This window comes from Candidatus Yanofskybacteria bacterium (genome assembly GCA_003514055.1).
Taxonomy (GTDB): Bacteria; Patescibacteriota; Minisyncoccia; order 2-02-FULL-40-12; family GWA2-44-9; genus UBA12115.
Genome location: DOSG01000008.1, coordinates 148,442 through 162,429 on the forward strand (window position 1 = coordinate 148,442; position 13,988 = coordinate 162,429).

The 13,988-nt window shown below is 40.2% G+C and carries 14 protein-coding genes; all 14 read right to left on the bottom strand.

Features of this window, described 5'->3' with window-relative positions:
- Window positions 1-10: 10 nt before the first annotated feature.
- The 14 genes from DEG18_03040 to lon all read right to left on the bottom strand — a co-directional run bounded on the left by DEG18_03040 (window position 11) and on the right by lon (window position 13,884).
- Complete coding sequence (locus DEG18_03040; protein ID HBX58557.1) at window positions 11-529, bottom strand: hypothetical protein; 519 nt, start codon at window positions 527-529, stop codon at window positions 11-13.
- A complete protein-coding gene (locus DEG18_03045; GenBank protein HBX58558.1) occupies window positions 495-1,577 on the bottom strand; it encodes a hypothetical protein in 1,083 nt (360 codons plus the stop codon). Before DEG18_03045 ends, DEG18_03040 begins: the two co-directional genes overlap by 35 nt.
- Window positions 1,578-1,721: 144 nt before the next feature.
- Window positions 1,722-2,279, bottom strand: coding sequence for a ribosome recycling factor (locus tag DEG18_03050; GenBank protein ID HBX58559.1), 558 nt, complete (start codon window positions 2,277-2,279; stop codon window positions 1,722-1,724).
- Between the two features lie 22 nt (window positions 2,280-2,301).
- The gene (locus tag DEG18_03055) at window positions 2,302-3,162 is read right to left on the bottom strand and encodes a hypothetical protein (protein ID HBX58560.1); all 861 of its coding nucleotides are present in this window, start codon (window positions 3,160-3,162) and stop codon (window positions 2,302-2,304) included.
- Window positions 3,163-3,228: 66 nt separating this feature from the next.
- A complete protein-coding gene (locus tag DEG18_03060; GenBank protein HBX58561.1) occupies window positions 3,229-3,441 on the bottom strand; it encodes a hypothetical protein in 213 nt (70 codons plus the stop codon).
- 9 nt (window positions 3,442-3,450) lie between these two features.
- Window positions 3,451-4,593, bottom strand: a complete 1,143-nt coding sequence (locus DEG18_03065) for a hypothetical protein (protein HBX58562.1) — start codon at window positions 4,591-4,593, stop codon at window positions 3,451-3,453.
- 37 nt (window positions 4,594-4,630) lie between these two features.
- Entirely contained in the window at window positions 4,631-5,734 is a 1,104-nt protein-coding gene (locus tag DEG18_03070) for a hypothetical protein (GenBank protein HBX58563.1), read from the bottom strand.
- A gap of 21 nt (window positions 5,735-5,755) precedes the next feature.
- Entirely contained in the window at window positions 5,756-6,379 is a 624-nt protein-coding gene (locus tag DEG18_03075) for a hypothetical protein (GenBank protein ID HBX58564.1), read from the bottom strand.
- 71 nt (window positions 6,380-6,450) lie between these two features.
- The gene (locus tag DEG18_03080; protein ID HBX58565.1) at window positions 6,451-7,602 is read right to left on the bottom strand and encodes a hypothetical protein; all 1,152 of its coding nucleotides are present in this window, start codon (window positions 7,600-7,602) and stop codon (window positions 6,451-6,453) included.
- Between the two features lie 48 nt (window positions 7,603-7,650).
- On the bottom strand, window positions 7,651-8,358 hold the full coding sequence (locus DEG18_03085; protein ID HBX58566.1) for a hypothetical protein: 708 nt from the start codon (window positions 8,356-8,358) through the stop codon (window positions 7,651-7,653).
- On the bottom strand, window positions 8,358-8,954 hold the full coding sequence (locus DEG18_03090; protein ID HBX58567.1) for a uracil-DNA glycosylase: 597 nt from the start codon (window positions 8,952-8,954) through the stop codon (window positions 8,358-8,360). The genes DEG18_03085 and DEG18_03090 overlap by 1 nt, the downstream gene beginning before the upstream one ends.
- Before the next feature lie 50 nt (window positions 8,955-9,004).
- Window positions 9,005-10,327 (bottom strand): hypothetical protein, encoded by a 1,323-nt coding sequence (locus tag DEG18_03095; GenBank protein HBX58568.1) that lies wholly within the window; start codon window positions 10,325-10,327, stop codon window positions 9,005-9,007.
- The gene (locus tag DEG18_03100; protein ID HBX58569.1) at window positions 10,317-11,489 is read right to left on the bottom strand and encodes a hypothetical protein; all 1,173 of its coding nucleotides are present in this window, start codon (window positions 11,487-11,489) and stop codon (window positions 10,317-10,319) included. The genes DEG18_03095 and DEG18_03100 overlap by 11 nt, the downstream gene beginning before the upstream one ends.
- Window positions 11,490-11,553: 64 nt before the next feature.
- A complete protein-coding gene (lon, locus tag DEG18_03105) occupies window positions 11,554-13,884 on the bottom strand; it encodes an endopeptidase La (GenBank protein HBX58570.1) in 2,331 nt (776 codons plus the stop codon).
- Window positions 13,885-13,988 lie beyond the last annotated feature (104 nt).

Genomic DNA, 13,988 nt, shown 5'->3' on the forward strand with positions numbered 1-13,988 from the left:
TATACCCAATTTACGTAATTGAGGCAATCTGAGGAGTGACGATCGCTTTATAATCTTCAGACTTCATGGCAATCGAAAAGCATCTGTCGCCGGCATTAAAAACTATTTTTTCATTGTCGAAAAGTTTTGGATCAGCTACCACCTTAATACAAAATAAATTACCAAAAGGCGGTACGCCGCCAACCCTAACACCATTTGTTATTTGCGATACCTCGTCTTCTGTGACAAATCTTATCTTTTTAGCGCCCAGCACCTCGCAAGCCTTTTTAGAATCTAGCTTTAGATCGGCCGGCATTATTAGCATAAGAAATTTCTCTTCGCTATCAGCTAGATAGGCCTTAACAATTAAGGCCTTAGCTCCCTGCTCTAACTTATATTCTGGTCGCATTTTGGCCGCCTCTTCACTTGTTCTAACTTCGTCGTGTTCGAAGGTCTCAAACCAAAAACCCCCGCTCTTTAATATTCTGAGTATTTTATCAACCGCTAAGTGATAATTAGAAGAATTTAACGAGGTCTCTGAATGTGACATAGAACATGAGAAGTATTAGAAGTCCAAAACCAATAGCATTCATGCGGCCTTCTAGCTTTTTATTTATGGGAGAACGTTTTATCTTCTCGACTAGCAGAAGTAAGGCCCGGCCACCATCGAGAGCTGGGAATGGTATAAAATTGAGAACTGCAAGATTGATAGATATCATAGCTACGAATTGCATGAGATAGTTAAAACCGATTCTAGCCGCTGAACCAGTAAGTGTAGCAATGCCTATCGGTCCAGAAACATCTGACATCAATTTACCGCTCACTACTAGCGTCTTAATGAGAGTATAGTATCCCATTACGGTATTGATCAATAAATAATAAGCATCGTAAACGCCACGCCAAACCGCCTCATACCAAGGATATTTAACAATTCCCGTAAGGGCTAATGATATTCCAAGAGCACCTTCGCCTGCAGGCGGATTTTTTCTAGGCTCAACGATTTTCTCAATCACTAAGTCGCCTCTTTTGATGAGCATGGTCACCCGATTACCGGCATTATCGACTATATATGACTGCACCTCTCCAACGGAACTTGCATAGATCAGCTTATCGCCACTCTTGAATCCCACGATAGTATCCAACAGCTTGAGGCCAGACATATCTGCCGGACTCTTAGCATTAACTTGGATTATTTGGACTTGGAGATCTTTCACTTTAGACGTATCACTGCCGTCGGTCACGCCAATTCTAAGACCAAAAAAATTAACCACCATTAGAAGGAAAATGGCTAAAAATAAATTCATGACGACTCCAGCAGAGATAACTACAAATCTTTGCCATATAGACTTCGAGGAGAAACTTCCTTCTTTATTCTTTTCTTCGCCGTCTTCTCCCAGAATCTTAACGTAGCCGCCAAATGGAATAAGATTAATGGAATATACTGTTCCACCTTTCTTTATGCTCCATAGCCGAGGCGGAAACCCAAATCCAAATTCCTCAACAGTCATACCTGCCCTCTTCGCAAATATAAAATGGCCAAGTTCGTGGACTAGGATTAGTATCCCGAGGACAATAATGAAAATTATAGCAGTCAGCATAGGTTAAGCTTAGAAATGCCAATTAGCATGTGCGGGTATGGGTTTCGAGAGGCTCTCGGAGCGCGACTGGCGCGAGAGAGAGGGTGATTTTCAGTAGAAAATACAGCCCGTACTCGAGAAATCCATACCCGCATCTGATATTTTTTATGACGTCATTAGCTCTTGCTCCTTCTTCTTGGCCAGCTCGTCAAACTTTTTGTTTAGATCGTCTATAATCTTTTGCAATTCATCTTTGGCTTTATAATTATCGTCTTCTCGGGCTTTCTTTTCTTTAACTTCTTGCTGAACTTTTTTTAGAATATCTTCTCTTATCTGCCTAACCTTGATTTTACCTTCTTCTACTTTCTGGCCAAGCAATTTTATAAACTCTTTTCTTCGATCTTCTGTGAGGGCAGGCAATACGACCTTAACACCATCCCGATCAGATGATGGGCTAAGAGACGCGGCACCATCTTTAATACCTTTCTCTATATACGGAATCGCTTGTTTGTCCCAAGGCACTATGAGAATAACTCTAGGCTCTGGTATTGAAATCGTTGCCAACTCCTTTATCCTCATCCTTGAACCCATATATTCAACCTGAATCTCTTCCACCATGGAAGTATTCGCACGACCAGTTCTTATCGAGGCAACTTCGTTCTTCGCATGCATAAATGCACCCTCGAAATCGCCCTTTCTTTGATTGATTAAGTCCTTATACATATAAAGATATTATATCATTAAGCTAATCATTTTCAACATTAATGAAAAAAGTCTCGAGAGCTAGCCGATGATTAAATTGTGGTTCAGATATGATCGGGTAGAGACGGCTCAAGCCACTCAAAATCCGGACGCATAAAGCTGTCTTAGCGCCATGACTCAAATAGTTCATCCATTCATCAATACGTTGAAGGTAGTCTCCAGCTTCATAGAATTTTTTAACAAAATTGATCTTATCTGCCACGCTCATGTTGATGGCTTCGTTAAGGCTATCGATAGATCTCTTAACTCCTTTAATTTTTTCGTCGTCCACACAATTTATTGCCCAGCCGAGACGACCATTCGCAACTCTCATTATAAAATCAGCATCTTGGCCATTAATGCCTCTCTCGTTTAAATAATCTCCTATCATTTTATCAGCGATGGACACAAATTTAACAGATTCACATCTCGATCTTATAGTTGACAACATAGCCTGAGGTCTTGAAGATATTAACAGTAATATTGAGAACTTGTTTGGCTCTTCTAAGATTTTAAGGATAGCGTTGGCGGCATCAGTAGTTAATCTGTCAGCATCATTTATAATTATAAATTTATATGGCCCATGATATGGCTTTAGCGTCATGAACTTTCGCATATCCCTAGAATCATCAATATAAATCTTAGTTTCGCCGTCAATTATTTTAGGTGACAATATCTTTAGGTCAGGATCTGCGTCAGAGATATCAGCTCGATTATTAGCCAATTTGTACACTTCCAAGGCAAAAGTTCTTTTACCGATCATCTCTTGTCCCCAAAACAAATAAGCATGGTTCATGCTGCCATCTTTAATCATGCTTTCAAAGTATTTCTTATTTTTACTGAAACCTATTGTCGCCCACTTCATAATTTCATTAAACAAGAAAAGAGCCGCCTTTGCAATCAAAAGCGGCTCTTTTAGATACTTATGATTTTACTGAGCTGGATTGAGAGGTAGATTATTATTCTCCTCTTCTGGCGTCTCTGCTCCTGACGTAACCTTATCGGAGTTGCCCTGTTCTATGTTAGCTGGCAAATTAACATCCTCCGATACCATGGGCAAGTTCTTCGACTTATTGTCGTTGAGTGCGACATATATAATGACTAGCACTATTATCGCTCCTATTATTAAAGCTGTAATTAACATATTTTCGTATTAACGATCGTTATTGTTTAATAACAAAATTTGTTCGGCGACCTTATCAGCGGCATCGACCAATGCAAATGATTTTATTTTCTCGCTGACATTGAGATAATTTTCTGGATTTAATAAATTCTCAATTTGATTGAGTATTATATGCGGCGTTAAATTCTGCTCTTCGATCATAACCGCACCAGACTGGCTGAACTCCTTCGCATTTAAAAACTGGTGGTTTGAGGCTGAATTTCCGAGGGGAATAATGATGGCAGGTTTTCCAAGTGCGGCAATCTCAAATATATTAGCTGCACCCGCACGAGAGATTATTATATCGGCGACCGCATAAGCCAATCTCATCTCTGAAACTCCAAAGAATGGATAGAGACGATAATTATTCTTAATCAAATCGGCATAATGAGTTTCACCTTCTTTCGTTATCTTCTCAACCTCGGACTTCACAACGTCCAATTGACCGTCCCCGCATTGATGGATAATTTGATAATCCTTGGCAATTATGACCAAGGACTGAGTGATCGTATCGTTTATGATTTTAGCTCCCTGGCTTCCGCCCAAGACTAAGATAACCTTCTTGTCCGATTTTAGATTAAACGCTTTAAGAGCTTCTTCTTTGCTACCATTTAATAAATCAGTCCTTACAGGATTACCGGTTAGAATGGCTTTATCTTTCACAAAATAGTCTCCAGCAGATTTGAAAGATATAAATATCCCATTTGCCATTTTGCCAATCCATCTATTCGTTAGTCCTGGAACCGCATCCGAATCATGGGTCAAAAGTGGTATTGCGTATATTTTTGCCACAATCGCAGGAATAAAAGACGCATATCCCCCCTTGGTAAAAACCACATCTGGCATAAACCAGAATATATACCAAAGAGATTGGATAAAACCGATAGGCATCTTCAAGATATCAAGGAGATTGAGGAAGCTAAGATATCTGCGAAATTTGCCAGCCACCACGCTTTTAAATTTAAGCGAGTTATCGATGCAAGCATCCCTCAGCATCTTTCCGTCTCCCAACACTAATAAATCTAAATCAGCTCCTGACTGTTGAGCTTTGTTCTGTAACGAATTGGCCACTGCTATCAATGGAAAAACATGGCCACCCGTACCGCCACCGACTAATAAAATTCTAAAAGCCATATGTTATTTATATATTATCAGAATAATCAACGACCAACTATGGCTGGAGCACGTCATCCTTACTGCCATCGATTAGAATATCTACCTTTTTCACTGAGCTAAATTGTTTTATCGTGTTCTCTATCTGCGATCTTATCGCAGCAACCTTGCAAGATCCACCACCATACGCAGATAGGGCCGAGTTGAAATCGATTGTGGCCAATCCATTCTCTATGACTAGCTTATTTATCTCTACCCTAGGAACCTGAGGTATGGAGCTAAAATAGCCAGCTCTACCTTCATCAGTTAGCACGCCCCTAATTAGCTCCTCGAGAGCTGTCCTACCCGGAGCCTCAGACTTGGGGACTCTTCTCTCGACTGGATATGTTCTAGCGCAATAATCAGCCCTGGGATCTTTCTTAGAATTAGAGAAATAGACCTTTAAAATCTGCGCTTCTACGTTCTCGAATTTAATCGGAGAAGAAACTAAGTTTTCAATTGATCCGTCTTTGGCGCTGTAATTGAAAGCCTCAACATATCCCGTACTAGCTGTCGGCTCGCTGTAATTTAAATCAATAGCAAAGACTCCGTATTTGCCCATATCGGGGCTATTAGCCATGGTAAATGCCTCTGCAAGTACCTTGCCGTTACTATCTTTAACTCGAACGTTCAGATTATTTTCAAAAACCCTTGCAACGCCCCTTATCTCAACCGGAAGACCAGCCTCGTCTCCACTTCTGGGACTCATTAAGATTATATTTGGAGATTTAGTCACCCTAAGCTCAGTGACGATTAACTTATCTTCCGCAACCACGCTACCCTTCCCAGAGACCTCAAAAGATTCGTACAAATCACTTATTGGGATATCCATCCCTGATCCGTCGAATAGTTTTGCTTCCGCATGAAGCACGAGCTCGATCTTAGAATCAGATAACTCAATAAATATTACGCCACCATCAATATCGACTTTCGATATGGTCCCGTTGAATTCTCTAATTTCCCCGCAAACTCCAGCCGGCTTGGCCTTAGAAGGATTACCATGCTTAACCCATTCCCCAGATTGACATACCCAAGAATCTTCGCCACTCCATAAGCGCATACCAAATAGGATAGCCATTCCAGCCACGATCAAGAATACGACCAGGGCAATAAATTTTTTCATGATTTTTAAATTATTTTTATATTAAGATTCTGAGCCACGATCTGGCTGAGGTTTAACATCATCACGCTTGACTCGTTTTTTAATATCATCAAATATTCTGATTTGTTGAACAGCGCCGAAAAGGGCAATAATACCACCAATTATAAACACGGCCTGGAATCCAAATTTTTGAGCAAGGAATCCGCCCAGAGCGGCGGCAATAGCACCGGAAATACCTATGGCCACAGAGTCCATAGACCATTCAACATTTTCTTTCAACTTGTCCAAATGCCTAGAGAAAATAGCATACCAAGGAGGTATAGAGAAAGCTGCCCCGATTCCATATAGAGCCTGGATAATATATATATGAATCGGAGTCTTTGCAAAGAGATACAGAAAAGGAATGATGCCGACAATAGCGCTTCCAAATATCATTGAATAGAAATCATCTCTCTCGCCATGATTTCTATCTAGTATCCTAGAAACCGGGATTTGAAAACCGACTTTAAAAACTTGAAAGATTGCGGCGGCGAAACCGATGACCTCCAAAGAGCCCTGGATTTGATTAGTAACAAATATCGCGAACACTGGAGCGAATATACTAAAGCCAGAGTTTATAAAAAAATCTGATACAACTAGTGTTCTTATAACATGATTAACCTTCACATATCCATTCTAGCAATAAACGAAAAAATGGCCAACGGCCATTTCTAGAACACAACATTAGTTGGATGGTATTAGAGCCTAGGCAATCCCCAACCCGTCGATCCATCGTCAGCTGAAGATATTTTCTGTGAAAACTCCTTAAGTAATTCAAAAGTAGAAACTGCTGGATTCTTGTCATCTTTCTGCCAAAGCTTAGTTGCCAAGCCAGCAACATGCGCGGCGGCCATAGATGTGCCAGACGACACGACATAGCCACCATCTCTAGACAAAGATTCTATGCCGACTCCAGGAGCCACGAAATTGACATAACCGTCCTCATTGACATTCGTCTCTTTATCTTCGTCTTCGCCTCTAGCGCTCCAATCCGGCACTTTGTCGCTAAAATCAATAGCACCCACAGAGACAACGCTTTTGTCTGTCGCAGGATAATCAATACTTCCAGCATACGGACCATCGTTGCCCGCAGCGGCTACGAATAAAACATTTTTGCCAATGCCATAAGCTATTGCGTCTCGGATCAAATTACTTTCGATATCTGAACCCAATCCCAATACTATAACGTTAACCTTTTGATCAACCGCTGTTATAATCCCGGCTGCGACATCGTCAGCCCAGCAAGAACCATTGTCTAAGCAGACCTTATAAGCGTAGAGTTCCGCCTCTGGAGCCATGCCCCAAATACCATTGCCCTCGCTACCACCATTGGCAAGAATAATACCGGCCATGTGAGTACCATGTCCATTGTTATCGTCGCATTTATCCTCAATCATGGGCTTCGATCCTGTAAAGTCTCTGCATTCTTTAATTTTAATATCAGGATGTTTTGCAACGCCAGTATCTAAGACAGCAACCTTCACGCCATCTCCACCAGAAGATTTAGTTATAGTTGGATCGCTATATAAAGTTTTTACTCCCCAAGGGATACTATCTACCGGAGCTTGATAAGCGGCCTTTAATTTAGGGGCAACCTTAGTTTCTAGAATATTTAGCCTATTAACTGACGTAATCTCAACGCCAAATATTTTAGTTAGTCTAAGCTGCCAATCGGTTAAATCAGCGGTGAAACCCACATCAAAAATCTGCCTTACATTGAAGGATTTCTTCCAAAAAGAAGCGTTCGATTTTACTAAATAGCGAGTATTGTTAGCCGCTGCATTAGCGCCAAATGCTACCCCAAATACTGCAATAATGGCTAAAACAGGCACTATTCTCTTTATATTCATGTATGGATCTATTTTACCACATCGCCACCCCCTAGGGCAATCCACAGCCTACTTGCTTTTTGCGTCATTATTTTTTGTCATTTCTTCAGTAGAAAGTAGTTTGTCTATGCCATCCACAACTAGATCGCCTATTTCTTTAATCTTCTCGTTCGCTCTGAAAATCTTCTCAAAAATTTTATTCGTGAATTTAAATATCAGATAACAAACGGTAACAATTAGAATTAAACCCAGCAAGACCATAGTCGCATTAGCGACGTATTGAAAGATATATCTGAAACCCTCTCCAAAGAAATATCCGAAACCAATCGTTATGGCGGCCCAACCGATGCCACCTATTAAATTATAGAGGCTAAACTTCTTTAAATTGTATTTTAGCATCCCCGCCGTAATCAATGTGGCCACAGTGAAAGAGACGGTCATTCTCGTAAAAATTATGGCCTTACCGCTATGCTCTGTAAAATAAGTCCTAACCCATCCCACGATTCTCTTGCCGCTCTTAGTCTTGCGTGCCCAATAATCCAAAGTTTTAGCACCGGCAAAATAACCAATTCCATACCACATAAAACCATTTACGAATTGCCCGGCGATAGTAACCAAAAACGTGGGGATAAAACTTAAGCCACCGACACCTACCAAGAATCCGGCCAATATCTGCGTATTAAAACCCTCGATGGCAGCGCCAGCAAAAACAAAAAAATATTTGTGAGAAAATAGAACTGGAAAATTATCTTTTAGAAAATAGAAAATTGTTTCCATTAAGACTTCTTTAGTATCCGAAAATCAGATTTTAGAACAGATTTGGTGTTAGAATTATAGATTGCTACGGCTGGATGATAGAGTGGGACGATCCTAACCTTACCATATGAGGCATCGGTTTCAAACACCTTGCCGTGCATCTGACTAATGGGCTTTAGATGCGACTCTAAGCCGAATCTTTTCATAATATATTCCATAGAAAATCTACCCAAAGTAGCAATCGTTTTGGGTCTAATTATTTCCAACTGCCTATCTAGAAATGGACCATATATTTCTATTTCTCCCGGTAGTGGATCTCTATTTAGCGGCGGCCGATCCTTAACAATATTCGTCACGTATACATCCGCTCGATCAATACTAGCTGAGGCCAATAGCTCATTCAATATCCTGCCCGAAGCGCCACAAAACGGCTTACCAGTCGCAGCTTCATTTTTTCCAGGAGCTTCGCCAATAAATACAATCTCTGCATAATGACTACCTTCGCCAATTACTGGAAAAACATTATTTTTAATCCTTTCGGCATAAAGAGGAGACTCCTTCAGGGCCATGATCTCGTCTTTTATTATACGTAATAGCTCATCTCTATCCTCTGACATATGTACTTAATACTATTTTATTAGAGCGCAGATCGCAAGTATTTTTGTCACTAGCCCATAATTAGTTTCTTCGAACTAATTAGACCAGCTACCAGCCAGAAGACTAATCTCCCCTGCTGTAGAGTCCAAAAGAAATGATCGAATAGTCCGATTAAGAGCAATGATCCAAAAAGTATTATAAAAGAATAGTGGTACATTTTTTTAAACCTAGTATCCAGGACATACTCGCCGATTATTAAAACCAAAAAGGCTATGAACAATATGCAGCCGATCAAGCCGACTTCGTTATACGCCAGTAGATAAATGTTATGCACGGGCTGGTAGTAATAACTTGGGAGATGCGGGCTCTCGTACATAAGCCATGGTACAAAATTGCCCAGACCATATCCAACTATATTGATATCCGAGCTCAGAGATTCTTCAGCGTAAAATAATCGCATCTGCACGGCCTCCTCCTCGTAAGACATAGTGATTCTACTAAGTACGCTCGGCCAATATAAAACGCTCACCATGAGAATTACCAAGAGCGTTGAAGCCAGGATGAGCTTCAGCTTAATTTTGTTCTCGGATTTAGCCCAAAACAGCTCTCGAAAATTAGTCTTAAAAGCTAAGAGCCCTCCTCGCAAAACAAATCCTAATGCCCAAAAGAAAATAATTGTTCTCGAGAACGTCAGCAGTAATCCAAGTAAAAGAATGCTATGAATCGTAAACAATATATAATTCATTCCGTTCTTCGCAGTATCACGATAGGACCAATAATTATACAAACAATAGATGGCCAAAAATAGAAAAATTGCCAAAACATTTGGATGAGGCGTAGTTCCATAAGCCCTGATAATTCTTTCTCCGACAGTATTTGTGAATATCGCCACGCCATTCATATATAGGCCCAGAGGACTTTCACCTAGATATCTAAGTCCCAGATCTCCTTGTTTTAAGAATTGAGCAATGGCTATGATCGATTGCAACAATCCACCTGCTACAATTGCGACCAATCCCCTGGAAAAGTTGAATCTGGATGTGGCATAATTTTTTATATAGAAATACAGACCGATAAACTCTATTAGCTTAATAAGTTGGAATATCGCCACGCCTCGATCTAGAGATTTAAAAATCGATAATGCGCCTATAACGACAAGCCCAAACAACACGTACGATGGCTTATCGATCTTTGGATAAAATCTATAATTATTCTTGGCCCATAAATATATCGCCACTATTAACAATAAGCACAAGATTATATCACTTAGGTACACGGACATAGATAACCATTCATTGTAGCGCCATCCCGGGTAGTAAAAAATCTTCCTCGTCTGAAGTGGAATAGAAAATAAGAATATGTAGAATAGATACCTCTCTAATTTATCCAACATCTAAAAATAATTTCAGAATAGCTCCTAAAGCAAAAAGGAGCATCATGCCATATAAAATCCAGTGCGGCATGGACAATCTGGACTCTGGTACTCGATTACCCTTTTTCTTCGCTTTTAAATATATATAAATTATTACTATCGCTTCAAAACCCAAGGCAACAGCCCCACCTAAACCGATGACGCTTACAAAATCACGCAAACCAAGGAAATAAAGAACAATTGGCGGCGCCACGACCAACAGCCAAGACCAGAATCTGTTAAAGCCAAAATCGAGAGTAAATATCTCCTGGAAAGCTGATCCCAGCATCAGGAAACAACTGCCTATAGCCAAAATACCAAATAAAGAGCACAGAACCATCATCTTATCGCCAAGGATGATGAACAAATCAGCTATAGAATCATCGCCGGCAGATCCACCAGTTACCCCAACAACGCCAATAACGAAAAGAAGAAAAAGCACCGCCACGAAAATCATGGCAATCAATATAGCCTTAAATAGCTTCTTCTCTTGTCCCTTTAATATCTGCCGCTGGATTGGAATTGCGCTTAAACCACCAAAAGCAAATAATAAAACGCCATACGGCAAAAACCAGTACCGAGAGGTCGAGGAAAAATCTATTAAATGGCCCAAATCTATCTTGGGAATACTAAAACCCAAGATGATGATTACAATTCCTAAGAAAAGTATAGAAAACGCTATCTCTAAAAAAGAGATTCTCTTGATGCCCATAAGCAAAATTGCCGAGAATACGACAACGAATAAAATACTATAGAAATCAATCGACTGATAGAAGAAAAAAGAGAAAATATTACTTAAAAATTGTCCGGATATCAACATGTAGGCCAATAGGCCGGCGTAACCATTCAAAGCAGCCGAGAAGAAAAGGGCTCGTCTTAGGCCCTTCCCTGCATACATCTCAGCATAGCCGACCAGCTGATGATCTTCTTTGGTCCTAAGTATTATCTCGGCATACATTAGATCAACAAGAAGCACTAGTCCACCAACGAAGAAGAGGAATGCGACTCCGACCACAAAACCAGCTCTGCTGAAAGCTAAGGGCAAGCCAAATAATCCAACGCCAACCATAGCGCCAATCAGAACTGACGTGGCCGAAATAAGCTGCCTATTTCCTTTTATCCAATTTAGATACTGCACAATCATTAAATTATATCAGGGAATAAGATAAACAAAAAACGGCCGCCTGGCCGTTTTTTGTTTATCTCGTCTATCTAAACGCCACTTTCAACACTTCATCTACATGGCTCACGAAAACAAATTTAGCATTTCTTTTAACTTCTTTCGGTATATCAATCATGTCTTTCTTGTTCGCAGCTGGCAATATAATTATTTTAAGACCAGCTCGATGAGCTGCTAAGACCTTCTCCTTAACTCCGCCAATTTCTAGAACCTTTCCACGCAAAGTTACTTCACCGGTCATGCCAACTTCTTTCCTAACTTCCTTTTTCAGGAATATAGATATCAGAGCCGTGGTGATAGCTGAGCCAGCCGAAGGACCATCTTTCTTTATAGCGCCAGATGGAACATGAATATGAATATCGTCCTTGTTGAAATCCTCCTTAATCCCCAATTTTGAAGCATATGCTCTAGCGTAGCTCAATGCCGCCTGGGCAGATTCTTTCATTACTTCACCAAGTTGACCAGTCAGAATCAACCTACCACGTCCGGGCATCTTGCTTACCTCGATAGTCAAAACTTCTCCACCAACGGGAGTCCAAGCCAGACCCGTTACGACTCCAATCTCATCTTTAACCTCCGCCATTTGATGAGTATATTTGGCTGGGCCTAGATATTTGTGAATTATTTCTTTGGTTATTGTAGCCTGTTTTTTCCCATTATTGTCAGAATTCCTTCTTAAATATTTTCTAATTATTGAGGCCAACTGTCTTTCTAGCTCTCTGACCCCAGCCTCTCGGGTATGCTGTCCAATAATATCGACTAAGGCTGGATCATTAAACGTCAACGTATTCTTTTTAATACCATGATCTTTGAAGAGTTTAGGTATCAAAAATTTCTTCGCGATATGAAGCTTTTCCTCTTCAGTGTAACCAGCAAAATCAATAATCTCTAATCTATCTCTTAATGCCGGCGGGATAGTATCTAGAACATTAGCCGTAGCTATAAATAAGACATCCGATAAATCAAAAGGCGCCTCCAAATAATGATCAGAAAAAGCGTTATTCTGTTGAGGATCCAACGCCTCAAGTAGCGCCGATGACGGGTCACCCCTAAAATCCATGCCAATCTTATCGATCTCATCAAGCATGAAAACGGGATTTTTTGTTTTGGCGTTGTGAATGCCTTGTATAACTCTACCCGGTAAAGCGCCAATGTATGTTCTCCTGTGACCCCTAATCTCGGCCTCATCTTTTATGCCACCCAGGGAAACTCTGATAAATTTTCTACTCAGAGCTCTGGCAATCGATTGACCAATAGAAGTTTTACCAGTTCCCGGTGGGCCAACTAGACATAATATCGGCCCCTTCACTTTACCAACTTGTTTTTGAACAGCTAAATATTCTAAAATCCTCTCTTTTACATTAGATAGTCCGTAATGATCTTGATTCAATATCTTCTCGGCTGATTTAAGATCTATTTTTGCATCATCTTTTGTATTCCACGGCATCTCAGTCATCCAATCCAAATATGTTCTAATATAAGAAACCTCTGGACTAAATGGTGGCATCTTCGATAATCTATTTAGTTCTTTTAGCGCCTTGTCTTTTACTTCTTTCGGCATGCCAGCTTTATCTATCTTGTCTTTGACGATATCTAATTCACCACGCTCATCGTCGACGCCCAATTCTTTTTCGATACTCTTCAATTGCTCGCGCAGAAAAAGCTCTTTCTGCATTTTGCCTATCTGTTTCTTGGTTTCCTTGGCCACGCTTTTTTCGGCTTCCAATATCTCCGCCTCTCTGGCAATTAAAATATTTAACTCCCTCAATGCGTCCATGGCACTCTCAAATTCCAATATTCTTTGCTGATCATCTAAAGATAAATTCAAATTAACCGTAACTAAACTTAATATTTGCTCAGTATCTTTGAGCTGCATCATCATGTATATGACCTCTGGCAATACATTTGGAAAAGACTTGGACTCAGATATATTCTTAAATTGGTCGATAGCTGATCGAACTAAAGCCTTCTCGTCTAGATTATTCCTGAGTATCAAATTAAATGGCTCGGCCTGAACTTTAAAATATGGTTCAGTTTTTGTGAATTTAGTAATTCGGGCTCTTACTAATCCTTCAACGTCAACTTTCGACGATCCATCTGGCAATTTAAAAACCGATATAATCCTACCAATGGTACCAATTTCAAAAATGTCTTTAGTATCCACGTCATCATCTATGTTCTTTTGAGAAGCAAAAAAGACTAATTTGTCTTTAGTCATAGCCTCTCCGAGGGCAGTCATGGATTTAGACCTCTGGACTAATAACGGGATTATGAGCTTAGGAAATAAGACCGTATTCTTGAGGGCAATTAGAGGTAACTCGTTAGGAATAATTGTGTTGTTTTCTTTAAATTCAGCCATATATGCGTATTAATTAGCCCCAGTATTATAATACAAAAAAAGCCACAGATCAACTCTTCGTTGATTGGGCTTAAATTAGAAGAGGCCTGACACACGCGCTTGTG